30 protein-coding genes are annotated in these 25,789 nt (G+C 45.0%); 18 read left to right on the top strand and 12 right to left on the bottom strand.

The genetic code is table 11. The features are described from left to right. Window positions 1-511 precede the first annotated feature (511 nt). The 5 genes from arcA (at window position 512) to F0228_RS17300 (ending at window position 5,086) form a co-directional block, all read left to right on the top strand. A complete protein-coding gene (arcA, locus tag F0228_RS17280; protein ID WP_017632293.1) occupies window positions 512-1,732 on the top strand; it encodes an arginine deiminase in 1,221 nt (406 codons plus the stop codon). Between the two features lie 155 nt (window positions 1,733-1,887). After that, window positions 1,888-2,889 (top strand): ornithine carbamoyltransferase, encoded by a 1,002-nt coding sequence (locus F0228_RS17285; RefSeq protein ID WP_171762534.1) that lies wholly within the window; start codon window positions 1,888-1,890, stop codon window positions 2,887-2,889. A 269-nt stretch (window positions 2,890-3,158) separates the two neighbouring features. After that, window positions 3,159-4,088: an aspartate carbamoyltransferase gene (gene pyrB / locus F0228_RS17290; protein WP_004738679.1), complete on the top strand. Its 930-nt coding sequence runs from the start codon at window positions 3,159-3,161 to the stop codon at window positions 4,086-4,088. Window positions 4,089-4,100: 12 nt separating this feature from the next. Beyond that, window positions 4,101-4,562 (top strand): aspartate carbamoyltransferase regulatory subunit, encoded by a 462-nt coding sequence (gene pyrI, locus F0228_RS17295; protein ID WP_004738681.1) that lies wholly within the window; start codon window positions 4,101-4,103, stop codon window positions 4,560-4,562. 134 nt (window positions 4,563-4,696) lie between these two features. After that, the gene (locus F0228_RS17300; protein WP_004738682.1) at window positions 4,697-5,086 is read left to right on the top strand and encodes a RidA family protein; all 390 of its coding nucleotides are present in this window, start codon (window positions 4,697-4,699) and stop codon (window positions 5,084-5,086) included. Window positions 5,087-5,194: 108 nt separating this feature from the next. On the opposite strand, the gene F0228_RS17305 is transcribed toward F0228_RS17300, so the two are convergent. From F0228_RS17305 to mlaF, 8 genes are all read right to left on the bottom strand, one after another. Continuing rightward, window positions 5,195-5,920, bottom strand: coding sequence for a 1-acylglycerol-3-phosphate O-acyltransferase (locus F0228_RS17305; RefSeq protein WP_171731130.1), 726 nt, complete (start codon window positions 5,918-5,920; stop codon window positions 5,195-5,197). Window positions 5,921-6,073: 153 nt separating this feature from the next. Beyond that, the gene (gene murA / locus F0228_RS17310) at window positions 6,074-7,339 is read right to left on the bottom strand and encodes a UDP-N-acetylglucosamine 1-carboxyvinyltransferase (RefSeq protein WP_008220410.1); all 1,266 of its coding nucleotides are present in this window, start codon (window positions 7,337-7,339) and stop codon (window positions 6,074-6,076) included. Between the two features lie 8 nt (window positions 7,340-7,347). Next, on the bottom strand, window positions 7,348-7,602 hold the full coding sequence (gene ibaG, locus F0228_RS17315) for a BolA family iron metabolism protein IbaG (protein WP_004738686.1): 255 nt from the start codon (window positions 7,600-7,602) through the stop codon (window positions 7,348-7,350). Window positions 7,603-7,615: 13 nt separating this feature from the next. Continuing rightward, window positions 7,616-7,924, bottom strand: coding sequence for a lipid asymmetry maintenance protein MlaB (locus tag F0228_RS17320; RefSeq protein ID WP_061033900.1), 309 nt, complete (start codon window positions 7,922-7,924; stop codon window positions 7,616-7,618). Then, entirely contained in the window at window positions 7,924-8,538 is a 615-nt protein-coding gene (locus tag F0228_RS17325) for a phospholipid-binding protein MlaC (RefSeq protein ID WP_116872052.1), read from the bottom strand. Before F0228_RS17325 ends, F0228_RS17320 begins: the two co-directional genes overlap by 1 nt. 49 nt (window positions 8,539-8,587) lie before the next feature. After that, window positions 8,588-9,079 (bottom strand): outer membrane lipid asymmetry maintenance protein MlaD, encoded by a 492-nt coding sequence (gene mlaD / locus F0228_RS17330; RefSeq protein ID WP_061033901.1) that lies wholly within the window; start codon window positions 9,077-9,079, stop codon window positions 8,588-8,590. Between the two features lie 2 nt (window positions 9,080-9,081). Then, a complete protein-coding gene (gene mlaE, locus F0228_RS17335; RefSeq protein WP_004738692.1) occupies window positions 9,082-9,861 on the bottom strand; it encodes a lipid asymmetry maintenance ABC transporter permease subunit MlaE in 780 nt (259 codons plus the stop codon). Between the two features lies 1 nt (window position 9,862). Further along, window positions 9,863-10,657 (bottom strand): phospholipid ABC transporter ATP-binding protein MlaF, encoded by a 795-nt coding sequence (gene mlaF / locus F0228_RS17340; RefSeq protein ID WP_008220421.1) that lies wholly within the window; start codon window positions 10,655-10,657, stop codon window positions 9,863-9,865. Window positions 10,658-10,922: 265 nt separating this feature from the next. Between mlaF and F0228_RS17345 the strand changes: the two genes are divergently transcribed. From F0228_RS17345 to mgtE, 12 genes are all read left to right on the top strand, one after another. Then, window positions 10,923-11,888: a calcium/sodium antiporter gene (locus tag F0228_RS17345; RefSeq protein ID WP_008220425.1), complete on the top strand. Its 966-nt coding sequence runs from the start codon at window positions 10,923-10,925 to the stop codon at window positions 11,886-11,888. Window positions 11,889-11,922: 34 nt separating this feature from the next. Beyond that, window positions 11,923-12,894, top strand: a complete 972-nt coding sequence (gene kdsD, locus F0228_RS17350; RefSeq protein WP_008220426.1) for an arabinose-5-phosphate isomerase KdsD — start codon at window positions 11,923-11,925, stop codon at window positions 12,892-12,894. Beyond that, window positions 12,894-13,451 carry a 3-deoxy-manno-octulosonate-8-phosphatase KdsC gene (gene kdsC, locus F0228_RS17355; RefSeq protein ID WP_061033902.1) on the top strand — a complete coding sequence of 186 codons (558 nt, stop codon included), beginning with the start codon at window positions 12,894-12,896 and terminating at the stop codon, window positions 13,449-13,451. The genes kdsD and kdsC overlap by 1 nt, the downstream gene beginning before the upstream one ends. Next, window positions 13,448-14,011 (top strand): LPS export ABC transporter periplasmic protein LptC, encoded by a 564-nt coding sequence (gene lptC, locus F0228_RS17360; RefSeq protein ID WP_008220430.1) that lies wholly within the window; start codon window positions 13,448-13,450, stop codon window positions 14,009-14,011. Before kdsC ends, lptC begins: the two co-directional genes overlap by 4 nt. After that, a complete protein-coding gene (lptA, locus tag F0228_RS17365) occupies window positions 13,992-14,486 on the top strand; it encodes a lipopolysaccharide transport periplasmic protein LptA (RefSeq protein ID WP_004738701.1) in 495 nt (164 codons plus the stop codon). The genes lptC and lptA overlap by 20 nt, the downstream gene beginning before the upstream one ends. 2 nt (window positions 14,487-14,488) lie before the next feature. Further along, window positions 14,489-15,214 carry an LPS export ABC transporter ATP-binding protein gene (gene lptB, locus F0228_RS17370; protein ID WP_004738702.1) on the top strand — a complete coding sequence of 242 codons (726 nt, stop codon included), beginning with the start codon at window positions 14,489-14,491 and terminating at the stop codon, window positions 15,212-15,214. Window positions 15,215-15,268: 54 nt separating this feature from the next. Further along, window positions 15,269-16,729, top strand: coding sequence for an RNA polymerase factor sigma-54 (locus F0228_RS17375; protein ID WP_105025877.1), 1,461 nt, complete (start codon window positions 15,269-15,271; stop codon window positions 16,727-16,729). Between the two features lie 61 nt (window positions 16,730-16,790). Then, window positions 16,791-17,078 carry a ribosome hibernation promoting factor gene (hpf, locus tag F0228_RS17380; RefSeq protein WP_008220435.1) on the top strand — a complete coding sequence of 96 codons (288 nt, stop codon included), beginning with the start codon at window positions 16,791-16,793 and terminating at the stop codon, window positions 17,076-17,078. Window position 17,079: 1 nt separating this feature from the next. Next, window positions 17,080-17,541 (top strand): PTS IIA-like nitrogen regulatory protein PtsN, encoded by a 462-nt coding sequence (gene ptsN, locus F0228_RS17385; protein ID WP_004738707.1) that lies wholly within the window; start codon window positions 17,080-17,082, stop codon window positions 17,539-17,541. A 1-nt stretch (window position 17,542) separates the two neighbouring features. Continuing rightward, window positions 17,543-18,412, top strand: coding sequence for an RNase adapter RapZ (rapZ, locus tag F0228_RS17390; protein ID WP_102424948.1), 870 nt, complete (start codon window positions 17,543-17,545; stop codon window positions 18,410-18,412). A 2-nt stretch (window positions 18,413-18,414) separates the two neighbouring features. Continuing rightward, window positions 18,415-18,690 carry an HPr family phosphocarrier protein gene (locus tag F0228_RS17395; protein WP_008220439.1) on the top strand — a complete coding sequence of 92 codons (276 nt, stop codon included), beginning with the start codon at window positions 18,415-18,417 and terminating at the stop codon, window positions 18,688-18,690. A gap of 148 nt (window positions 18,691-18,838) precedes the next feature. Continuing rightward, window positions 18,839-20,194, top strand: coding sequence for a magnesium transporter (gene mgtE / locus F0228_RS17400; protein ID WP_004738711.1), 1,356 nt, complete (start codon window positions 18,839-18,841; stop codon window positions 20,192-20,194). Between the two features lie 95 nt (window positions 20,195-20,289). Here the strand turns inward: mgtE and pmbA are convergent, their stop codons facing one another. Then, window positions 20,290-21,633: a metalloprotease PmbA gene (gene pmbA / locus F0228_RS17405; RefSeq protein WP_171731129.1), complete on the bottom strand. Its 1,344-nt coding sequence runs from the start codon at window positions 21,631-21,633 to the stop codon at window positions 20,290-20,292. A gap of 118 nt (window positions 21,634-21,751) precedes the next feature. Between pmbA and yjgA the strand changes: the two genes are divergently transcribed. Continuing rightward, on the top strand, window positions 21,752-22,276 hold the full coding sequence (gene yjgA, locus F0228_RS17410; protein WP_008220444.1) for a ribosome biogenesis factor YjgA: 525 nt from the start codon (window positions 21,752-21,754) through the stop codon (window positions 22,274-22,276). A gap of 79 nt (window positions 22,277-22,355) precedes the next feature. Here the strand turns inward: yjgA and thiQ are convergent, their stop codons facing one another. The 3 genes from thiQ to thiB form a co-directional block, all read right to left on the bottom strand. Continuing rightward, entirely contained in the window at window positions 22,356-23,060 is a 705-nt protein-coding gene (thiQ, locus tag F0228_RS17415) for a thiamine ABC transporter ATP-binding protein (protein ID WP_061033907.1), read from the bottom strand. 10 nt (window positions 23,061-23,070) lie between these two features. Next, a complete protein-coding gene (gene thiP, locus F0228_RS17420; RefSeq protein WP_171731128.1) occupies window positions 23,071-24,666 on the bottom strand; it encodes a thiamine/thiamine pyrophosphate ABC transporter permease ThiP in 1,596 nt (531 codons plus the stop codon). A gap of 82 nt (window positions 24,667-24,748) precedes the next feature. Further along, window positions 24,749-25,741 (bottom strand): thiamine ABC transporter substrate binding subunit, encoded by a 993-nt coding sequence (thiB, locus tag F0228_RS17425; RefSeq protein ID WP_171731127.1) that lies wholly within the window; start codon window positions 25,739-25,741, stop codon window positions 24,749-24,751. Window positions 25,742-25,789 lie beyond the last annotated feature (48 nt).

A 25,789-nucleotide genomic window follows, 5' to 3' on the forward strand; every position in this document is an offset into this window, starting at 1 on the left:
CGTCCAGAAAAGCCACCCAGATCAGGCTTAGAAAGGCAAGTTTATCGCTAGATAGCGGGGTCAATATCAATTCAAAAGTGAAATCAAAATCACAGAAACAAATTTTCAACATTTTATTAACTGACGTCTGTTTTAGCATTTCATCTTTATTGTCGCTTCAAACGTATTTGAATAGAAATTGCGTGCTTAGTCACCACAGATGCATACGTTCAACCCGTTTCAAGGTGCATAAAATCCCAGCTTGCTATCAAAAAGTGAATAATAGTGAATAAAAAGTCACGAATAATAAGCAAAATAGATTTCTCGCACACACTAAATCAAGCATAGATCCTCAAAACAGTTGTTCCATGAGATACACGCTCAATTAGTACTTAACCCCGAAAATTCAAATTAATCCGGTTTTTAATACCGTAAATTCAAAAAATACTTTGTATTTACGCAACCGCCAAAACTTGCATATTACGGCCAAGCTTGTCATAAATAGACGCTGGATTAATAGTAAGGATGCAAAATGAGTAAGCTGTACGTTGGCTCCGAAGTCGGTCAATTAAGACGAGTTCTCCTAAATAGACCTGAAAGAGCACTCACCCACCTCACCCCTTCAAACTGCCATGATCTTCTATTTGATGATGTGCTTGCTGTTGAAGCTGCTGGTGAAGAACATGATGCTTTTGCAGAGACACTGCGTAGTCAAGACGTAGAAGTACTACTGCTACACGACTTGCTTGTCGAAACGCTTGCCGTACCTCAGGCTCGCGAGTGGCTGCTGAATACTCAAATCTCAGATTTCCGTTATGGGCCGACTTTTGCCCGTGACTTAAGAAGCTATCTTGCTCAAATGGATAATGAGCATCTAGCAACTATCTTACTCGGTGGCTTGGCTTATTCTGAGCTTCCAATCAAATCATCGTCGATGCTACCTAAAATGCATCGCCCACTTGATTTCGTTATCGAACCACTGCCGAACCACCTATTTACGCGTGATACCTCGTGCTGGGTTTATGGCGGTGTATCGCTGAACCCAATGATGAAACCAGCTCGTCAACGCGAAACAAACCACTTGCGTGCTATCTACCGCTGGCACCCTGTGTTTGCCGGGCAAGACTTCATCAAGTACTTCGGTGATGAAGATCTGCACTACGACAACGCCAATATTGAAGGCGGTGACGTACTGGTTATCGGTAAAGGCGCGGTACTGGTTGGTATCTCTGAGCGTACTAAACCACAAGGTGTCGAAAACCTAGCGGCGAGTTTGTTCCGTTCGGGTCAAGCAACCGAAGTGATTGCTATCGATTTACCAAAACACCGCTCTTGTATGCACCTTGATACGGTGATGACCCACATGGATATCGACACTTTCTCAGTCTACCCAGAGATTGTTCGCAAAGATCTAGATACTTGGCGCCTAACACCAAAAGAAAATGGTGAGATGCGTGTAGAGAAAGCGGAAAACTACCTGTCAGCAATTGAAGGGGCCCTAGGCCTTGATCAGCTGAAGATAATCACAACTGGCGGTGACAACTATGAAGCTGAACGCGAGCAGTGGAATGACGCTAACAACGTACTGACAGTGAAACCGGGTACTGTTATCGGCTATGAACGCAATGTTTACACCAACGAGAAGTACGACAAAGCAGGTATCGAAGTTCTGACAATTCCAGGCAACGAGTTAGGTCGTGGTCGTGGTGGTGCTCGTTGTATGAGCTGTCCTATCGAAAGAGACGGCATCTAAGCTGATAGTTCAATAGAGCAAGCACAATAACTTATCTAGGCCAGTACCATCGTACTGGCCTTTTTTGTCAAATAAATAAAATAAATATTCACAAATATAGCATTTTTATGTTTAACTGAGTTATTCATTGATTCTATATACACAAGGAGCGAGAGATGGCCTTTAATCTTCGCAATCGTAACTTTCTAAAACTTCTCGACTTTACTCCTAAAGAGATTCAGTTTTTACTCGATCTGTCTGCTGACCTGAAAAAGGCTAAGTATGCAGGTACAGAGCAGAAAAAGCTTAACGGTAAAAACATCGCTTTGATCTTTGAAAAAGCATCAACTCGAACTCGATGTGCTTTTGAGGTAGCGGCCTTTGATCAAGGTGCTCAAGTCTCTTATTTAGGCCCCTCTGGTTCTCAGATTGGTCAGAAAGAATCAATGAAAGATACGGCTCGTGTATTAGGTCGTATGTACGACGGCATTGAATACCGTGGTTTTGGTCAAAGCATTGTCGAAGATCTTGGCGCATACGCTGGTGTGCCAGTTTGGAACGGCCTAACCGATGAATTCCATCCAACTCAGATCTTGGCTGACTTCCTTACAATGATCGAACATGGTCGCGGTAAACAGCTACATCAAATCAGCTTTGCTTACCTAGGTGATGCTCGTAACAATATGGGTAACTCTCTATTAGTAGGGGCTGCCAAGATGGGCATGGATATTCGCCTTGTCGCGCCAAAAGCTTTCTGGCCAGAAGAGCAGCTTGTCGAAGAGTGCCAAGCTATCGCGCAAGGTACCGGCGCTAGAATCACGCTGACTGAAGACGTTGCTGAAGGCGTAAAAGGCTGTGACTACCTCTACACCGATGTTTGGGTATCGATGGGCGAAGCGCCAGAAGCTTGGGACGAACGTGTGGCAGTGATGAAACCATATCAAGTGAATATGGATGTGATTAAGCTAACGGGCAACCCTCAAGTGAAATTCATGCACTGCTTACCCGCTTTCCACAATAATGAGACCGTCATCGGTCAGCAGGTGGCTGACAAATATGGCATGAACGGTTTGGAAGTGACGGATGAAGTGTTTGAATCTGACTACTCTATCGTGTTTGATGAAGCGGAGAATCGCATGCACACCATCAAAGCTGTCATGGTCGCAACACTCGGTTAATTGAGAATAGTGAAAGTAAACAAAAGCTTGATGTAATCGCTTGCGCTCACAAATTGAAAGCGTATAATTCTCGGCAATTTGTCTGAGAGTAGTGAAAATGACGCCAACCAATATTGTGATCACACATAATAAAATTGTGAAAACACCTAATATTGCTCGTAAGCTAGCATGCTTGCCAGGCGGTCTATTCTGCTTTTCAGCACTTTTTTAAAGCCTCCCATTATGGGGGGCTTTTTTGTGGCCAATACATTATTGTGGGGAAGAAGATCATGGCGAATTCGCTCTATCAAAAGCACATCATCTCAATTCCAGAGCTTTCTCGTGAAGAGCTAGAATTAATTGTTCAAACGGCTGGTCAGCTTAAAGCAGAACCAAACCCAGAACTTATCAAGAACAAAGTTGTGGCTAGCTGCTTCTTCGAACCTTCAACGCGAACTCGTCTCTCTTTTGAAACTGCGATTCAACGCATCGGTGGTGATGTGATTGGTTTCGACAGCGGCGGTAACACCTCACTGGCGAAAAAAGGCGAAACGCTAGCAGACTCAGTACAGGTTATCTCTTCATACGTTGATGCGTACGTAATGCGTCACCCTCAAGAAGGTGCAGCGCGCCTAGCGTCTGAGTTCTCTAACGGTGTACCAGTAATCAACGCTGGTGATGGTGCTAACCAACACCCAACACAAACCCTGCTTGATCTATTCTCTATCGCTGAGACACAAGGCCGCCTAGACAACCTTAATGTCGCGTTCGTTGGTGACCTTAAATACGGCCGTACGGTTCACTCTCTGACTCAAGCACTGGCTAAGTTCGATAACATCTGTTTCTACTTTGTAGCGCCAGAAGCATTGGCTATGCCTGATTACATCTGTGAAGAGCTTGACGAAGCTGGCATCAAATACCAACTCCTGACCGACATGGAAGATGTGATTCCTGAGCTGGATGTTCTATACATGACTCGCGTACAGAAAGAACGCTTTGATGAGTCGGAATACGCACACATCAAGTCAGCCTACATCCTAACGGCTGCTCTATTAGAAAATGCACGTGATAACTTGAAGGTACTGCACCCGCTTCCTCGCGTTGATGAAATCACTGTCGATGTCGATAAAACACCTTACGCTTACTACTTCCAGCAAGCTGAAAATGGTGTTTACGCGCGTGAAGCATTACTAGCCCTTGTTCTTAACGAAACGCTGTAGAGGAGAGATATCATGTCTAAAGAGACTCAATTAAAAGTTGAAGCAATCAAGAACGGTACCGTTATCGACCACATCCCAGCAAACATCGGGATCAAGGTGCTAAAACTGTTTGATATGCACAACTCTCATCAGCGTGTCACTATTGGTTTAAACCTGCCTTCTTCAGCACTTGGCGGTAAAGACTTACTTAAAATTGAGAATGTGTTTATCACCGAAGAGCAAGCAAACAAGTTAGCACTGTACGCACCTCACGCAACGGTAAACCAAATCGAAGATTACGAAGTGGTTAAGAAGCTAGCGCTTGAACTACCTGAGCAAATCAACGATGTGTTTGAGTGTCCAAACACCAACTGCATTACTCACAACGAGCCGGTTGAGAGCAGCTTTAAGATCTTTGAGAAGAATGAAGATATTCGCCTGAAATGTAAGTACTGCGAAAAAGTCTTCTCTCGCGAGATCGTGACAGAAAGATAAGCTTCGCGTAGCACGTGATTAATGTAAAAACTATGAAATACCTCGCCCGTGCGGGGTATTTTGCGCTTTACCTAGCCACGGTTTGTAGGCACACTGAAAAACGATTTTTATCTAATAACTGATGGAATAAACCAATGACTAAAGTACTTCACACAGAATCGGCTCCAGCTGCAATCGGCCCATACGTACAAGGCGTTGACCTTGGCAACATGGTACTGACTTCTGGTCAAATCCCAGTAAACCCAGCAACTGGTGAAGTATCTGCTGATATCGCAGAGCAAGCACGCCAATCTCTAGACAACGTGAAAGCGGTTGTAGAAGCTTCTGGCCTGACTGTAAAAGACATCGTTAAGCTAACTGTATTCGTTAAAGACCTAAACGACTTCGGCACAGTAAACGAAGTTTACGGTAAATTCTTTGATGAGCACGGCGTTGCAAACTACCCTGCACGTTCATGTGTTGAAGTAGCTCGTCTACCAAAAGATGTTGGTATCGAGATCGAAGCTATTGCAGTTCGCAAATAGGTTCCACTCTATTTAGTCAGTGGCTTAATGCAGAGCTAAGCACTGATTAGATACAAAAAAGGTTGCCAACTGGGCAACCTTTTTTATTATTTGTTTTCTGCGTTTAAGCTACTTCTTATTAAGCTCAACCACTTCTTTGTCTAGCTCTTCCAACTTAGCCGCCATCTGTTCACGAGTTAGGTTTGCTAATTCACGAACATTCGACTTGTCGTAACCTTCGGTATTAATTGGGGCTAGCATTTCCACAATCACATGACCATTGTTCCAACGGTTTAGCTTAACGCCACCTGTAGAGCTACATACGATAGGTATAATAGGTAAGCCTGCGCCAATTGCCGCATGGAAAGCGCCAGTTTTAAATGGCAACAGACCACGGCCTCTTGAACGCGTTCCTTCAGGGAACATCCATACCGAAACATCGCTGCCTTTCAGATTATCGACCACTTGATCAATCGTACCAACCGCTTTGCTGCGGTTTGCACGGTCGATTAGAATATTACCCGTCAACCAGTAAAGCTGACCAAACAGAGGCATCCACGCTAGACTTTTCTTACCAACAGTTACCACTTTAGGCGTCACAGCCGATGATACCGTGAACAGGTCCCAGTTATTCTGATGGTTCGCAACATAAACATGTTGACCACGAGAGTAAGCATCTTCAGGGATACGCAGCTCTAGCTTGATACCAAACACTTTCGACATACGACCGAAGTAACGACCAAAGGTAAATACGTGCTTTGGGTTACGTGGGCTAAGTAGACAATAGCCACAGCCGAATACAAACATAAGAATCGCAAATATCGCCAATGCGAAAATACGTAATATTGCTATCATTTTGTTCCTCACAACCGCAAAGCTTACCCACCTATTCACTTTATAATAAGCAAACAGGTTCACTTGCGGTAAATACAACTATAAAAAAGCCGAAACCAAGGTTCCGACTTTTTGTGTTTTCATTTTACTGATTCATGAATTTACTAACCTAAGTTAGTTTGAGTCACGAAATCGGGTAATGTTTGCGCCCAGCGCTGAAAGCTTATCTTCAATCTTATCGTAGCCACGATCGATGTGATAGATACGGTCAACGATGGTTTCGCCTTGTGCGATACAACCAGCAATAACAAGGCTCGCTGATGCACGAAGATCCGTTGCCATTACTTGAGCGCCGCTCAACTGCTCGGTTTCACCACAGATAGCTGTATTACCTTCAATCTCCGCTTTTGCACCCATTCGCTGAAGTTCAGGAATATGCATGAAACGGTTTTCGAAGATGGTTTCAGTGATCACACCGCTACCTTTCGCCATCATGTTAAGCAGAGTAAACTGAGCTTGCATGTCGGTTGGGAAACCAGGGTGTGGTGCCGTTACGATTTTCACCGCTTTAAGCTCACGACCTGTCATATCAAGACTGATCCAGTCTTCGCCCGTTTCAACCTTCGCACCCGCTTCTTCAAGCTTCGCTAAGGCAGCTTCAAGAAGATGAGCGTTAGTGTTACGACAAACGACTTTACCGCCAGAAACCGCTGCAGCAACAAGGAAAGTACCCGTTTCAATACGGTCTGCAACCACAGAGTGTTGACCACCACCTAGACGCTCAACGCCCTCGATAGTAATCGTATCTGTACCTGCGCCAGAAATCTTAGCACCCAGTTTGTTAAGGAAATCAGCCGTATCAACAATCTCAGGCTCACGCGCTGAGTTATCTAATACCGTTTTACCTTCTGCGAGTGTTGCTGCACACATGATAGTGATCGTAGCGCCTACGCTTACTTTATCCATCACGATGTGCGCGCCTTTCAAACGGCCATCAACACTTGCTTTCACATAACCATCTTCCAATGTAATGGTTGCACCTAGTTGCTCTAGGCCATGGATATGCAGATCAACAGGGCGAGCACCAATTGCACAACCGCCAGGAAGTGACACTTGGCCTTCACCAAAACGAGCAACGAGAGGACCTAAAGCCCAGATAGAAGCACGCATTGTTTTTACTAAATCGTAAGGCGCACAAAATTCATTAATTTCGCTGCCATCAACATGAACGCTTCCGTTACGTGATACTTTCGCGCCTAAACGCTTTAGCAGTTCCATCGTAGTATCGATGTCACGTAGATGAGGAACGTTACTTACTTCCACTGGCTCTTCAGCAAGAATTGAAGCAAATAGGATTGGTAGCGCAGCGTTCTTTGCGCCAGAGATCGTCACTTCACCGCTTAACGGCTTGTCTGATCCAATAACTCGAAACTTTTCCATCATAAACCTTAAAGTGACATCAGTTTCTTATCACGTTCCCACTCTTCCGGCGTAAATGCCTTGATAGAAAGAGCATGGATGTCATTGCGTTGAATGTATTCCATTAGTGGGCCGTAGATTAGTTGCTGCTTCTTAACTCGATTCATGCCGTCAAAACATGGATCAACCGCAACAACTTCGTAATGACTGCCTTCACCCTTCACGATAATTTCTTGAAGGTTCAGTGCCTCTGCTAATAATTCTTGTACTTTTGTGCTGTCCACAAATAGCTCCTGCCTAATTTTTTATGTGTTCTGCCATCATTGGCTGGATATTGCTCAATTGGAACAACGTTCGTAATTGTTCTGGCACGAAACTGAGCATTATATGACAGTTTTGATTTTTTGCATGCTCTAATAAGTGAATTAGCATCACCATTCCTGCTGAATCGACTCGATTTATATGGCGAAGGTCAATTTCAACGCTCGATTCCGTTGTTTGCCACTTTTCCAATATACGCCAGATTGCAGGAACACTGTCTCGGTCAATATCTCCGATAAGCTGATACTCTTTAGAGCTTAGCGCTTGCCATTGAGATTGGCTCATTATTTATTACTCTCAAAGCGAATCGGTTGTGCAGCCAGTTTTTCTAGCTCGTCAGCAACCGCTAAGATACCGTCTTGACGAATCTTAGTATTCCACTCTGATTGCTTACTCGACAGCAGGCTGATCCCCTCCGCAACCATATCAAATGCTTTCCACTCGCCAGACTTTTTGTCTTTGCGAAGCTTAAATTCAAGTTTGATGTTAGGTCGTGGTGAATCGATGATATCGACCTTGATGCTGGTAATACGACTGTCTGCTTTGATTTTTGGCTCAGGACCAAATTCAATTGTCTGATCTGTGTATTGAGTCAGCACTTGCGCGTAAGAAGAAACCAAGTATTTACGGAATGAGTCGATAAATACACGCACATCTTTTCTATCTGCGCCTTTCAAGTTTGGCCCAAGCAGCTTAAGTGCTGCATATTGAGCATTCACATAAGGCATCAACTCTTCTTCCACGATCACCTTGAGTAATTCTGGATCTTTGTGGATATTGTCTTGTTCGCTCTTCAAACGCTCAAATGCCACCTCAGCGACTTGCGTCATCATTTGGTAAGGCTGCGTTTTATCAATAGTTGCATCCGCAAAAGCTTGAGTTGAAACCAACAAGGCCATTACAGCGAAAAAACCTATTTTCAAGTGTTTCATCGTTTTCAACATCATCTTATTCCTCAGCGTTATTGTCATCAGAGCCGCCAACGCTATAGAGCACTTGGCCAATCAAATCTTCGAGTACCAATGCCGATTTAGTGTCTTCAATCGAATCACCATCAACCAACATCTCTTCATCGTCAAAAATGAAGCCTGGAACTAAACTGATGTACTGCTCACCGATTAAACCTGACGTTAAGATTTGAGCACTAGAGGTATCAGGAAACTGTGAGTACTTCGCATCAATCGACATTTCAACCACAGGCAGATAGCTTTCGGTATCAAGCTCAATGCTTTTCACACGACCAACAACTACGCCACCAACCTTCACTGGAGAACGAACTTTTAGGCTACCAATGTTGTCAAAGGTCGCTTTCAGATTGTAAGTATGGTTTGAACCCAGCCCTTTTACGTCAGCGACTTGAAAGATCATGATTAAGATTGCGCAAATTCCGGCTATAACAAAGGTGCCGACCCATAATTCTAACTTTCGAGTTTGTTGCATGATTAATTCCCAAACATCAATGCGGTAAGAACAAAATCTAGCCCTAATACCGCTAGAGAAGAGTGTACTACTGTACGTGTGGTTGCTTGACTAATACCTTCAGAGGTCGGTACCGCATCATAACCATTGAAAAGAGCGATCCAGGTTACGGTGATGGCAAAGACCATGCATTTGATCATGCTGTTACCGATATCTCGACCTAGCTCAACAGAAGACTGCATCGCTGACCAAAAGCTGCCGTGATCAATACCTTTCCAATCAACACCGACTAACTGGCCGCCCCAAATACCGACCGCCATAAAGATCATCGCCAGTAGAGGCATAGAGATAAGTCCAGCCCACAAGCGTGGTGCAATAATGCGCTTTAGAGGATCAACGGCCATCATTTCTAAACTGGAGATCTGCTCCGTTGCTTTCATCAAACCGATTTCAGCCGTCAGTGCTGAACCCGCGCGACCTGCAAACAGCAGCGCCGTGACCACAGGGCCAAGCTCTCGTAGTAATGAAAGCGCGACCATTTGGCCAAGGTTGCCCTCAGCGCCGTAGTCAATTAACACGACATAACCTTGCAGGCTTAATACCATGCCAATGAACAAGCCCGAAACTAAAATAATAGCCAATGACTGAACGCCAACGCTATAAAGTTGTTTAACTAATAAAGGGAAGTTTTTTAGTCGCGGGATGCCAAACAAAGCCCCGAATAACATCAGGCTTGCTCGACCAAATGACTCACAGATCGCAAGTGTTCGCTTACCGACACCTGCAATAGTTTTACCAATCATATTAAAACAAATCCTTTTCAAGACTTTGCGCTGGGAACCTAAATGGCACAGGGCCATCAGCTTCGCCTTGCAAAAATTGCTGCACTCTCGGATCGTCATTGTTGTACAACTCTTCCGGTGACCCAGCAGCAATGATTTTGCCATCTGCGAGTAGGTAAACCCAATCCGCGATACTCATCACCTCAGGAACATCATGAGAAACGACGATAGACGTTAAGCCCAAGGCTTGATTGAGGTTACGAATGAGCTCAACCAACACACCCATTGTAATTGGGTCTTGGCCGACAAAGGGCTCATCGTACATGATAAGTTCAGGATCCAGCGCGATAGCACGCGCCAATGCGGCACGCCTTGCCATTCCGCCAGACAACTCACTTGGCATTAACTGCGCTGCACCACGTAACCCTACAGCCTCAAGCTTAAGTAACACGATGGTACGAATGAATTTTTCGTTAAGTTCAGTGTGCTCACGCAGTGGAAACGCCACATTATCAAACACATTGAGATCCGTAAAAAGTGCACCCGATTGAAAAAGCATGCTCATTTTTTTACGTGCTTGATAAAGCTTTCGACGAGATAGAGTTGGGATATTGTCGCCATCAAACCAAACTTCACCGTTATCTGGAGGCAATTGTCCACCAATCAAACGCAGTAAAGTTGTTTTACCGATCCCTGATGGCCCCATGATGGCAGTAATCTTGCCTTGAGGGACCTCTAAACTGATGTCGTCAAAAATAACGCGATCACCGCGTGAGAAGCTAAGGTTCTTAACTTTTACAAGTTCAGTATTCGACATACTCTTGTAGTTTCCTTGCTTTAAAAAACGCCAATTATGGCTGCAATAATAATGAGTCTACTTTAGAATTAAAAGCACTGTTCAATTAATTCATATTAAACAGGAATCTATGCAGGGATTTGAAAGCATTAGAAAATTATCTTTTCAGATCTCTTTCTCAGTCGCTAAGTGGTAATTAATTTGCTGAGTGACTTCCCTTTTATCTACCAACAGGTCAAAATTAGCGGTTAATTCTCCGTTTTTTATTAATTTTTTAGGAATCATCATGCTTGAAGCGATTGCGTTTCTTATTATCGGTCTAGGTTTTTTGGTGTGGAGTGCAGATAAGCTGGTTTACGGCGCCGCAGCTCTTGCTCGCAACTTCGGTATCTCACCATTAGTTATCGGTATGACGATTCTTGCAATGGGCTCTTCAGCTCCAGAAATGATGGTTTCTGCAACCGCTGCACTTGATGGCAAAACAGATACTGCGGTCGGAAATGTTTTAGGCTCAAACATTGCCAACATTGCGCTAATTTTAGGTATCACTGCGCTTATCAAGCCGCTATCAATCAGCTCCGCTGTGATTCGCCGTGAACTACCACTCATGATTGGTGTCACTTTACTAGCTGGCGCACTGCTTTGGGATAACCACTTAGGTTTCTACGAAGGCGTATTGCTATTTGTTCTGTTCGGTGCGTTTTTGTTTGCCATGCTGCAAATCAGCCGCAGTGAGAAAAAGAACGGCGATGCGTTTCTTGATGAACAAGAATCAGAGATTCCAGAGGGTGTTAGTAACCCGAAAGCTGCAATGTGGGTAGTAATTGGTCTTATCATTCTTCCTTTAGCCGCTGATATGCTGGTTGATAATGCCGTGATCATCGCTAAGTTCTTCGGCATGAGCGACCTTGTTATCGGTTTAACCATTATTGCCGTTGGTACCAGCCTACCTGAGCTTGCTGCATCACTTGCTGGTGTAATGAAAGGCGAAGACGATATGGCCGTGGGTAACATCATTGGCTCAAACGTATTCAATATTCTGGCTGTTATGGGTATTCCAGGCATCCTAAACCCTTCTATCTTGAGCGAATTTGCGATGGGTCGTGACTTCTGGGTCATGCTAGGTGTATCTCTGCTACTTGTTGTGATGGCGCTAGGTAAATCACGCAGTGTGAATCGTATTGAAGGTGGCGTGTTAATCGTGACGTTTGTGGCTTACCAAAGCTACCTACTAATGAACATGTCGGCTTAATTGTTGACTTAACTTTCCGTACTTGGAGTATTTGATGTCTCAGCCATTTGATTATCGCAGTGTTGCCAAACAAGTTTTGGAAACCGAAGTTGCAGGTCTCACTCAATTGGACCAATATTTTAATGATGATTTTTGCAAAGCTTGCGACTTAATCCTAAACAACAAGGGTAAAGTGGTTGTGATGGGCATGGGTAAATCCGGCCATATCGGCAACAAAATCGCAGCAACGCTAGCAAGTACGGGGACATCAGCTTTCTTCGTTCACCCAGGTGAAGCGGCACACGGTGACTTAGGCATGATCGAACCGGGTGATATCGTGATTGCAATATCGAACTCAGGTGAATCAGGTGAAATTCTTAGCTTGTTTCCTGTGTTGAAGCGTTTGAACATCAAGATCATCAGCATGACAGGTAAGCCTGCATCGAATATGGCGACCTTGTCTGATATCCATTTACAAATTTCGGTGCCGGAAGAAGCGTGTCCGCTAGGTTTAGCCCCAACAACCAGCACCACTGCTACCCTAGTAATGGGTGATGCATTAGCCGTTGCACTTTTACAAGCTCGAGGCTTCACGGCTCAAGACTTTGCCCTATCTCACCCAGGTGGCGCTTTAGGTCGTCAGCTACTATTGAAACTAGACGACATCATGCACACAGGCGATGCACTCCCTGTCGTTGCACCTGATGCTTTAGTAAGAGATGCTTTACTAGAGATATCTCAGAAAGGCTTGGGCATGACAGCCATCGTTGATCAAGATGGTCAAATGGCCGGTATTTTTACCGATGGTGATTTACGTCGTATCTTAGATAAACGCGTTGATATTCATAGCACTCAAATTGGCGATGTGATGACGCTAAACCCTACCGTTGCCGATCCGAACATGCTTGCGGTTGAGGGTTTAAACTTAATGCAAGCTAAAAGCATCAATGGCTTGATGCTATGCCAAGATGGCAAACTAGTTGGTGCTCTAAACATGCATGATTTATTGAAAGCTGGAGTAATGTAATGACACAGACAGTCGAAACTCTCTACGGCACTGTTGACTCAGATGTATTTGCTATCGCAAAAGACATCAAACTCCTAATTTGCGATGTAGACGGCGTATTCTCTGATGGTCGTATCTACATGGGCAACAATGGTGAAGAGCTGAAAACCTTTCACACTCGTGACGGCTACGGCATCAAATCACTGATGAACGCGGGCATTGAAATCGCAATCATCACAGGCCGTAAATCTCAGATTGTTGAAAATCGAATGACGGCTCTCGGTATCAAACTTATTTATCAAGGCCAAGACGATAAAGTTAAGGCTTACCAAGACATTTGCGATAAGCTTTCTGTTAATCCTGAGAACACTGGTTACATCGGCGATGATCTGATCGACTGGCCGGTAATGGAAAAAGTTGGCTTGAAAGTTTGTGTAGCAGATGGTCACCCGCTACTTGCACAGCGAGCAAACTATGTGACAACCATCAACGGTGGTCACGGTGCAGTACGTGAAGTCTGCGACCTTATTTTACAAGCAAGAAATGAACTCGACGTGCATAAAGGTTTAAGCATATGAGTTTTACTCGTATTATCTATTTAATACTAATATTTATTGCCTCTTGGTCGACCTACTACTTGTTCGACAAAGAGCAAACATCGACGATACAAGTGGCTCCGAATTTGGAGCTACCTGCTTTTAGCGGCAACAGCCTAAACAACATCAGTTACGATGAATCAGGCATTCGCAGCTACCAAGTTGAATCGACGTATTTAGAACACTTCTCGGTGGTTGGCGACACGCACTTTCAAAACCCTGTCCTCTCGGTATTCCGTGAAGGACATACGATTGAATGGCAAGTCACCGCTGATCGCGCGATTATGGATGAAAATCAGGTTGTCACTTTTTATGACAACGTTGTGGCAAAGAATCTACTGCCAGGGGCAAGCTTCGATACAATGACCACTGAAAAAATGGTGATTGAGCTGAAAAGCCGAGATTTTTATTCAGATACTCCGGTCCATATGATCGGTACATTTTTTGAAAATGAGGGTCAAGCAATAAAAGGTAACTTCGGTACCAACAATGCGACTCTCTTTAATTCTGTTCAAGGTAGATATGAAACTCTTACACCTTAGTTTATTCGCTTTGACTCTTGCGGCACCAAATGTCTACGCCCTATCTTCGGATAGCGAGCAACCTGTCTACATTGACTCAGACAGCCAGCAATTGGATATGAAAAGTAACCAAGTAACCTTCATCGGTGATGTAAACCTGAAACAAGGCAGCATCAATATCAATGCCGATAAAGTGATTGTTACCCGCAACGCCGTAAATGGTGAGATTGAAGAGATTCAAGGCTTCGGTAAACCGGCGACCTTCTCTCAACTGACTGATGATGGAAAGACGCTCTACGGTGAAGCTGACGACCTACATTACCAGCTTGTTGCTGACAAACTGATCATGACCAAGAATGCGATGCTATCTCAAGATGGCAGTATCATCCGAGGCTCTAAAATCACTTACCAGATTGGCTCTCAGAAGCTAGTCGCTGACAGTGGTGAGAACAAACGAGTATCAACGGTTTTACAACCAACGGAAGTGAATAAGTAGCCATGGCCGTTCTAAAAGCACAAAACCTAGCGAAAACATACAGCAAACGTAAAGTAGTGACTGACGTAAGCCTGCAGGTTGAGTCAGGCCAGATTGTCGGCTTGCTTGGTCCTAATGGTGCCGGTAAAACGACTTCTTTCTACATGATTGTAGGCTTAGTTGCACGTGACGAAGGTACCATCAGCATTGATGACCGAGATATCAGTATCTTACCAATGCATAGCCGTTCGCGACTTGGTATTGGTTACTTGCCTCAAGAAGCGTCTATCTTCCGCAAGCTGTCTGTAGAGAACAACATCATGGCGGTGTTACAGACCCGTGATGAGATGACCAATGAGCAGCGTCAGGATAAGCTAGAAGACCTTCTAGAAGAGTTCCACATCCAACATATCCGTCACAGTAATGGTATGGCCCTATCGGGTGGTGAACGTCGTCGTGTTGAAATCGCTCGCGCCCTTGCAGCAAACCCTCAGTTTATCTTGCTAGACGAACCGTTTGCTGGTGTTGACCCGATCTCGGTTATCGATATCAAGAAAATCATCGAACACCTGCGCGATCGCGGTTTGGGGGTTTTGATTACCGACCACAACGTTCGTGAAACATTAGACGTGTGTGAAAAGGCCTACATCGTGAGCCAAGGACACCTGATCGCAGAGGGTACTCCTGAAGATGTTCTCAATAACGAACAAGTTAAACAAGTTTATCTAGGCGAACAATTCCGTCTATGATTATATAGAGAGTATCGAGAGTTCTAAGAATAATAACTAGGTAAGTAACACTGAATGAAACCCTCATTACAACTTAAGCTAGGCCAACAGTTAGCAATGACTCCTCAATTGCAGCAAGCGATTCGTTTGTTGCAGTTGTCTACTTTAGATTTGCAACAAGAGATCCAAGAAGCACTTGAATCTAACCCACTACTCGATGTCGAAGAAGGCAATGAAGAAACGCCATCATCGGAAGAAAAGCCTAGCAGTGACGAGAAAGAAACAGTTGAAGCCGCAGAGCAAGACTTACCTGACAGCTCAGACTTAATCGAAAAATCAGAGATTGGTAACGAGCTCGAGATCGACACAACTTGGGAAGATGTCTACAGCGCAAATACAGGTAACACTGGTATTGCTATCGATGACGACATGCCTGTATATCAAGGTGAAACCACCCAAAGCCTGCACGATTACCTACTTTGGCAACTCGACCTCACACCATTCACAGAAACAGACCGAAGCATTGCATTCGCGCTAATCGATGCCATCGATGACTATGGCTATCTCACCGTATCTTGTGAAGACATCCTTGAAAACTTCGACAGTGAAGACGTAGAGCTTGATGAAATCGAAGCTGTGCGCAAAAGAATCCAACAGTTTGACCCATTGGGTGTTGGTTCACTAAATCTTCAAGATTGCTTACTGCTACAACTGGCGACTTTCCCACAAGACACACCTTGGCTTGAAGAAGCTAAGTTAGTGCTTACTAGCCATATTGACCAACTCGGTAACCGTGATTACAAACTCGTGATCAAAGAAACTAAGTTGAAGGAAGCAGAGCTACGTGAGGTTCTGCAGCTCATTCAACAACTGGACCCACGACCTGGCAGCAAGATTACGCCAGACGAAACCGAATATGTGGTTCCTGATGTGTCGGTATTTAAAGACCTAGGTAAATGGTTAGTGACCATTAACCCGGACAGTGTGCCAAAGCTGAAAGTCAATCAGCAATATGCCGACTTAGGCAGTAAAGGCAATAGCGCTGATAACCAATACATTCGCTCAAACTTGCAAGAGGCGAAATGGTTAATCAAAAGCTTAGAAAGCCGAAATGAGACGCTACTCAAAGTTGCGCGATGCATTGTTGAACATCAGCGCGATTTCTTCGAACATGGCGAAGAAGCGATGAAGCCAATGGTACTCAACGATGTTGCTTTAGCCGTTGATATGCACGAATCCACGATCTCTCGTGTGACGACTCAAAAGTTCATGCATACACCTCGTGGCATCTTCGAACTGAAATACTTTTTCTCGAGCCATGTCAGTACTGACAATGGCGGCGAATGTTCATCGACAGCAATTCGAGCACTCATTAAGAAGCTTGTTGCGGCAGAAAATACCGCTAAGCCTCTCAGTGATAGCAAGATAGCTGCTTTACTGGCTGACCAAGGAATTCAGGTAGCTAGACGTACGATAGCGAAATACCGTGAGTCTCTGGGCATTGCCCCATCGAGTCAGCGTAAACGCCTGCTATAAGCTAATTTAATAGCTTTTTGCTTAATAGCTATTATCAGGCACCAACTGAAAAGGAAAGTCTATGCAAATCAATATTCAAGGCCATCACGTTGATCTTACCGATTCAATGCAAGACTATGTTCACACCAAATTCGACAAACTTGAGCGCTTCTTTGATCATATCAATAGTGTTCAGGTTGTATTAAAAGTTGAGAAAATCAATCAAATTGCAGAAGCGACCCTTCATGTAAATCAAGGTGAGATTCATGCAACAGCAACAGATGAAAGCATGTATGCTGCGATTGATTCATTGGTTGATAAACTCGTCCGCCAACTCAACAAGCACAAAGAAAAGCTAAGTAGTCACTAACATGCAATTAAGCGAAGTACTTTCATTGGACTGCACCAAAAGTGCAGTCCAATGCACAAGCAAAAAAAGAGCCCTTGAGCTCATCAGTCAAATCGCAGCAGAGAGCTGTGGTCAAGATTCAACAGAGCTATTTGAGTGCATGTTGAGCCGCGAGAAGATGGGCAGTACCGGTATTGGTAATGGTATCGCCATTCCTCACGCTCGTATGAATGTCAGTGATAAAGCCATCGCTGTATTGCTGCAATGCCAAGATCCGATCGAATTTGATGCGATTGATAACCGTCCTGTCGACCTACTATTTGCCTTGCTTGTTCCTAGCGAACAGTGCAAAGAGCATCTAAAAACCCTTTCTTGTATGGCAGAACGACTAAACGACAAGCAGACTCTTAAACAGCTGCGTAATGCTCAGAGCGATCAAGAGCTTTACGACATCATGATTCAAGTGCCAACTTGCGAGCAATAACATGCGATTAATCGTGGTTAGTGGCCAATCAGGGGCCGGTAAAAGTGTTGCGTTACGAGTCCTAGAAGACTTGGGGTATTACTGTGTCGATAATCTACCAGTAAACCTGCTCAACAACTTTGTCGAATCGGTACGCGAAAGCAACCAAAACGTTGCGGTAAGTATTGATATACGTAACCTACCGAAAGAGCCTCAGTTAGTCACCGACACGCTCGAGCAACTCGAGTTAGCTACAAACATCGATGTTGATGTATTGTTCCTCGATGCCAGCAAGCAGACACTCCTTAAGCGCTACAGCGAAACCCGCAGAATCCACCCTTTATCAATTGGCCAAGAGAAACTTTCTCTGGAGCAGGCTATTGATTTAGAAAAGACACTTCTCAGCCCTCTAGCAGAGCAAGCCAGCATTGTGATTGATAGCAGTGACTGCAACCTCTACGAGTTGAGTGAAAAAGTGCGCTTTAAAGTCGAAGGCAAAGAGAAGCAAGAACTAATCATTGTCTTTCAATCTTTCGGCTTTAAATTTGGTCTGCCAAGCGATGCCGACTACGTGTTTGATGTTCGCTTCTTGCCAAACCCTCACTGGGAACCTGACTTACGACCAATGACAGGCCTTGATGCTCCGATTCACTCCTTCCTAGAGCAGCATCAAGAAGTGATTGAACTCAAACAACAGATTCAAGGCTTTGTTGAGCAGTGGCTACCAATGTTAGAGAAAAACAATCGCAGTTACCTAACGGTAGCCATTGGTTGTACTGGTGGTAAGCACCGCTCGGTGTATCTAACGCAGAAAATTGGCGAATACTTCGAACAACTTGGTCATCAAGTTCAAATCAGACATGCCTCTTTAGAGAAGCATCAACAGGGCTAACCATGGAATTAACTCGAACTGTACTGATCCAAAACCGTTTGGGTCTTCACGCTAGAGCGGCCGTAAAGTTGGTTGAGCTTGCACAAAGCTTTGATGCCACTATCACAATTCATAGTGAAGAAGATAAAAGTGCCACCGCAGACAGCGTAATGGGACTATTGATGCTGGAGTCAGCCCAAGGCCAACACATCACGATTCAAGCTTCGGGTACTGATTCACAACAAGCACTTGATGCCGTTTGCCACCTTATCGAAGATAAATTTGATGAGGGTGAGTAGCCAAGACGCTTTACTCACAACACCGCAAACTCAAACGGTGAACCAACCTATATTAAATCTTAGTTCTACCTAAGTTTATGATTTAAATAAGCCCTAGAATTAAGTTACTATTCCAAGCATTGTAAGAATAATGAGATAGGAGGAAAATATGGCAGAGCAATTAGAATTCGACCAAGCTCACCAAACCCTCCAAGAAGTCAGCGAAGCCCTAGAAAACGGCCGATTTGTTCACGTACGCCGACAACTTCAGGACATGGAACCTGAGGATATTGCACACCTTTTAGAAGCCTCCCCTCGCAAAAGTCGTGACGTACTCTGGCAACTCACCGATCCAGAAGACTACGGTGAAATTCTTGATGAACTAAACGAAGACGTCAAAGATGCTCTTGTGTCAAAAATGGCACCAGAGACCTTGGCCGAAGCAACCGAAGGCATGGAGACCGATGACGTCGCGTACGTACTTCGAAGCCTGCCCGACGATGTATCTCGCGAAGTCCTTTCTCAAATGGACTCCGCCGATCGTGCACTAGTTGAAACCGCCCTGTCGTACCCAGAAGATTCTGCCGGTGCGATCATGAATACCGACGTAATCACGATTCGTGGTGATGTCGATGTCGATGTTGTATTGCGTTATTTACGTATGCGTGGCGAACTGCCTGATGCAACCGATGCTCTGTATGTCATTGATGAAGAAGAGCGCCTTATTGGTAACTTGTCACTGACGACACTGATTACGACTCAGCCTGATATCGCCGTTTCAGAAGTGATGGACGATGCAGATGAAGCCATCTCAGTAGAGACCAGCGCGTCGGATATCGCGAGCTTATTTGAGCGTCGTAACTGGGTTTCAGCACCGGTTGTCGATAGCAACCAACATCTCGTTGGTCGTATCACCATCGATGACGTGGTTGATGTTATCCGTGAAGATGCCGAACACTCGATGATGAGTATGGCAGGTATGGACGATGACGAAGATACCTTCGCACCGGTCGTAAAATCGGCTCGTCGTCGTAGCGTATGGCTTGGTGCTAACGTTCTAGCAGCGCTTGCTGCCGCATCTGTTTCGAACATGTTTGAAGCAACGCTCGACCAAATGGCTGCGATTGCGGTTCTGATGACGATTGTACCGTCGATGGGTGGTGTTGCTGGTAACCAAACCGTTGCTCTAGTGATTCGTGGTTTAGCACTTGGTCACATCGGTGACAGTAACAAACGCGAACTACTATTCAAAGAGGCAGCTATCGGCTTCCTCAACGGCGTTCTATGGGCCGTTATCATTGGTGGTATTGTGGTAGCTTGGAAAGGCAACTGGATACTGGGAGGCATCATCTCAGCAGCAATGATGACCAACTTGATTGTGGCAGGTATCGCTGGTGTAACCATTCCAGTGATGCTGAAGAAGATGAATATCGACCCAGCCCTAGCCGGTGGTATGGCGCTCACAACAGTAACTGATGTTATTGGCCTATCGGTGTTCTTAGGCTTAGCGACCATACTTATCTAAGTTGTCGTCATAAGTCACTTTAACTGCGAAACACTGAATACAAAAAGGGAGCCATCGGCTCCCTTTTTTAGTTCTTCAAGTTGGCGTTAAGTGAATTACTCACCTGCCACTTTCATAGACTCAAGCAGGATAGAACCCGTCTGAATTTGAGAGCGTGTTTCAACGTCGTTACCCACTGCAACGATCTGGTTGAACATGTCTTTTAGGTTACCCGCGATCGTCACTTCCGATACTGGGTATTGGATTTCTCCATTCTCAACCCAGAAACCTGCAGCGCCACGAGAATAATCGCCAGTGACAGTATTTACGCCTTGGCCCATCACTTCAGTTACGAGGAAGCCAGTACCCAACTCTTTCAGCATCTGCTCAAAGTTTTGACCTGTCGACTTAACGAACCAGTTATGAATACCACCAGCATGACCTGTCGGTGTCATATCCATTTTACGTGCTGCGTAACTCGTTAGTAGATAAGTGGCTAAAACACCGTCAGTGATGATTTCACGATCTTGAGTAAATACCCCTTCACTATCAAATGGGCTCGACGCCAAGCCACGTAAGATATGTGGGCGCTCAAAGATATTGAACCAATCTGGCAAGATTTTCTGACCTAGATGATCCAATAGGAAGGATGCTTTGCGATACAGGTTACCACCGCTGATCGCCATCACTAGGTGACCAATAAGGCCAGTCGCTACATCATTGGCGAACATGATCGGGTATTGACCTGTTGCTAGCTTTTTAGCATCTAAGCGGCTAATGGTCTTTTCTGCTGCTTCTTGACCTACGCGCTCAGGCGTCCTTAGCTCATCACGGTGACGTGCAACGGTATAGCTGTAGTCACGTTCCATTTCACCATTAGCACCCTGACCAATCACGCAACAGCTCGTGCTATGACGGCTAGATGCATAACTTGCTAGCAAACCGTGGCTGTTACCATAGACCTTAACACCATAGTGGCTGTCGTAACTCGCGCCATCACTTTGTTTGATCTTGTCGCTATAAGCTAATGCTTGCTTCTCAGCAGCAATCGCAATCTCAGCGGCATAGTCTGGGTTTGGTTCATCAGGGTGAAAAAGGTCCAAGTCTGGAATCTCTTTCACCATGTATTCTTTTGCTGCAGGGCCAGCGAACGGATCTTCCGAGGTGTACTGAGCGATATCGAGTGCAGCTGCGACTGTTTGAGCAATCGCTTTTTCACTCAGATCAGATGTAGATGCACTGCCTTTTTTCTGGCCGCGATAAACAGTAATGCCTAGCGCACCATCACTATTAAATTCAACGTTTTCCACTTCACACATGCGTGTTGAAACACTCAAACCCGTTGACTTAGTAATAGCGACCTCAGCGGCGTCGGCACTCACAGAGGCCATGTCCAACGCTTTTGCAACTGCGGCTTCTAGATCAACTCTTTGCTGGGCGACTTGCTGTTTTACATCCATATCTATTCTAATTTTGTAGGTCAATATTACGTAGGATAACAAGAATTTCGCTTTCTCCCCAAGATTCTTGCTAAAATAGGCAATATATTCGTTTGAGATAGTGACATAGGCAGAAAAGATGGCTCGCAAAAACCAAAAAGCTCCATGGGAACCAGAAGAAGAAATCATCTGGGTAAGTAAAACCGAAATGAAAACGGACATGGAAGCCCTACAGAAACTAGGGGAAGAACTTGTTACCCTAAAGCCATCAGTATTAGAGAAATTCCCTCTGTCTGAAGATTTGGCACTCGCGATTAAAGACGCACAGCGCTTTAAAAACGAAGCAAAACGTCGCCAGCTTCAATACATTGGTAAGATCATGCGTAACATCGACCCAGAGCCGATTCAAGCGGCTTTGGACAAGGTACGTAACAAGCACTCACAAGCAACAGCAGAGCTACACAAGCTTGAGCAACTGCGTGACCGTATCGTTGAAGAAGGTGATGCTGCTATTTCAGAAGTCATGGAAATGTACCCTGAAGCAGACCGTCAACGTCTTCGTCAACTTGCTCGCCAAGCTAACAAAGAGAAGAAAGCAAACAAGCCAGCAAAGGCTTTCCGTGAGATCTTCCAAATTCTGAAAGAGCTAAAACAAGACGACTAATCCGTCATCGTGTTATCAGCTCCCTATAAAAAGACCTAGCACACGCTAGGTCTTTTTTGATTCTGTTGTTCATTGAGTACTACTCGCCAGCTCCAACAAACGAGCTGAGCTCTGGCTGAGGGTGGTCGACAGTGAGTACCTCAATTGAATCCTCAACCAATACCTTCCCCAAAGCAACGAACACAAATTTATTCGCAATGCTACGCGCATCACCTAAATGGTGCGTCACCATCAAAACCGTAATATTTCGCTCTGCCGCTAATCGCTTCACTAAGCTAAGCATCTCTTCTCGCAGCAAAGGATCAAGCGCAGAGAAAGGTTCATCAAGCAGCCAAATATCATGAGGCTGAACAAAACAACGCGCTAAGGCGACACGTTGGCGTTGACCGCCTGATAAGTGCTCAGGCAATCGATCCAAATACTCAGCAACACCAACTTGCGCTGCGGCTTGTTCCACAGATTGCTTTTGGGTTGCGGTAAGCTTTAACCCAGGATGCAACCCTAAACCAATATTTTCACGTACCGTGAGGTGAGCAAATAGGTTGTGTTCTTGAAACAGCATTGCCAAAGGTCGCTGATGTGCTTCTTTGCCAATAAGCGACTGGCCGGCCACTGAAATCTCACCCGATGTTGGCTCAATAAACCCAGCAACCAATGCGAGTAGCGTTGATTTACCCGCACCACTTGGCCCCATCAGAGCAACAATATCACCCTGCTCGGCTTGGAAATCAAAACTAAACAACTCTTGGTGGTAGTGGTAATCCACATCTTTCATCACTAACATCATAGGTTCCTTAACTCTTTAGCTTTGAGCTTCGAGTAAACAAAAATTCAATCAGGCTAAAGCTGCCAACACTCAGTAACAGCAAACTCACTGACACCACAGCAGCCGCTTCCATTTGATAGCTACCTAACAATTGGAATAGATACAAAGGCAAGGTTCTAAAGTCTTGGCTACCAAACAAGGCAATCGCGCTTAGATCGCCCATCGCCAACATAAAACTGATTGAGAAAGCCTGCGCCATCGGTTTACGCAATGCACGCCACTCCACTAACCTAAAGCGAGTAAAGCCAGTCATACCTAAACTGGCACACACATATTGATATTGCTGAGACAGATGCAACATAGGTTGGGCAAGTGTCTTAATCACATAAGGCAGCGCCATTAGGCTATTTACGGCAATCACAATAAAGAAAGCCAAGCTGAACACATCGGTAAATGAACGTAGCAATAAGAAGATACCTGTGCTGATCACTAATCCCGGCGTCACCAAGATAATAGTGCCGATCAGCTCGATTTTATCGGCTCTGATCGTCTTATTTTGCAAGCGCCATGCTCGGCTCGTGAGCAATATAGCGATACCTATGCCAACAGCAATAACACTCGCCAATAAAGCGACTCTCACCGACGTCATCAGCGCCGCCCAAAATGGCTCACTGCTCAGTACTGTCAAGGCTTGAGCGTTAATACCACTAACAAGCACCATCAACAGTGGCGGTAATACGAGTATTGATACCATGATGATCCAAAAGCTATCCCAAGCTTTTGACCACCAGCTGTCCTTAACCAAATACTTCTCTTCCGACAGCTGACTCGCCGTCACTGAGATAGGCTTAGATAGGCGCTGAATACTCACCGCTAACAAGCCACATAACAGCATTTGCCATATCGCCAGCAAAGCCCCCGCTTGCAGATCAAAGTCGAATTTAATCGCCTGATAAATAGCGAGCTCAATAGTGGTTGACTTAGGCCCACCGCCCAGCGCCATCACAGTTGCAAAGCTGGTAAAGCACAGCATGAAGACTAAGCCACATACATGGGGTAACTGTTGTCTTAAGCGAGGCCATTCAACCCATTTGAATTTATTCCAATGACTCATGCCTAAATGCGCACACAACTTGTGCTGCTCTGCAGGCACGGTATCTAACGCTTGCAGAAGTAAGCGACTAGCATAAGGCAGGTTGAAGAAGACGTGTGCCAACAAAATACCATTCAGGCCATAAATAGAGAATGGGAGCTCAATGTCGAAGTTCGCCAAGGATTTAGCTAACCACCCACTGTTGCCGTAAATCGCTAACAAACCGAATACACCGACCAACACAGGCAGAACTAAGGTCGACGCAAAGAGCCTTAACAGTAGTGCTCGCCCAAAAAACTGTCTGCGACACAGGGCGTGTGCAATAGGTATAGCAAAGCCAACACTCAGCACCGTTGAGAGTGTCGCTTGATAAAAACTGAACTTCGTTACATGCCAATAGTAGGGATCGGACCATACTTGGCTGATATCAAGAGAAGGGGCATTGCTAAGCAATGCCCCTACTGCTGAAACCACGAAGGCGGTAATGAGTATCGCAACCCAAATACCGACCTTAGGCGTTTTCTTTATCATAAATTGATTATTACCGTAAAAAGTCCATTCCAAACATAAAGAATGGCTTTAAATACAGGCCGTTCATTCTTTTAAAAGTAAATTAAAAAGTAAGCGCACTCTGCCATTCACGAATCCAAGGCCTACGCTTCTCGGCGATCTCTTCAGAGCTAAAGCTTAACGCTTGCTGAGGTACCGTCAGTTGTTCGAAACCTTTAGGTAGCTCAACATCTGTCACTGGGTACATCCAGTTGCCTGTCGGCATCGCCGATTGGAATTTATCACTTAGGATAAACGCCATAAACTCATCAGCAAGCTTTTCATTCTTACTGCCTTTGACCTTTGCTGCCACTTCCACTTGAGTGTAATGTCCCTCTTCAAAGTTCGCAGCTGCGTACTTAGAATCGTTCTCCGCAATGATGTGGTAAGCCGGAGAAGTGGTGTAAGACAATACTAAATCAGATTCGCCCTCTAGGAACATAGAGTAAGCTTCAGACCAGCCTTTAGTTACCGTCACCGTTTTCTGAGCTAGCTTCTTCCATGCCGCTGTCGCTTCATCACCGTATACCGATTTCATCCAAAGCATCATGCCTTGACCCGGTGTTGAAGTACGTGGATCTTGGTAGATAACCTTCAGGTCTTCACGTTGCTCAACCAACTCTTTCAGACTTTTCGGTGGGTTTGCTAGCTTCTCTGTATTGTAGACAAAAGCGAAGTAGCCAAAGTCGTAAGGGACAAATGTATTGTCGTCCCAACCATTTGGCAGTGTTACTGATGATGTATCAACATTATGCTCAGCCAGTAAGCCAGTCGCTTTCGCTTCAGCCATGAGGTTATTGTCTAGGCCCAATACAATGTCAGCTTTGCTGTTGCCGCCTTCAAGGCGTAAACGGTTCAAGATAGAGACACCATCTTCGAGCGCGACAAAATTCACATCACAGCCACACTTTTCTTCAAACGCTTTCTCTACGACAGGACGAGGACCCCAATCCGCAGCAAAAGAGTCATAGGTGTAGACGGTTAACGTATCGTCTGCAGCAAAGGCAGAAAAAGAGATCGCTGTAGTAACAGCAAGGGTAGTTAATGTGAATTTCACTGGACGCTCTCCATGGTCTGAGCGGCACAGGTTTGAGGGAGGAGAACG

The sequence above is a fragment of the Vibrio sp. 99K-1 genome, from assembly GCF_013114585.1.
Classification (GTDB): Bacteria; Pseudomonadota; Gammaproteobacteria; order Enterobacterales; family Vibrionaceae; genus Vibrio; species Vibrio chagasii_B.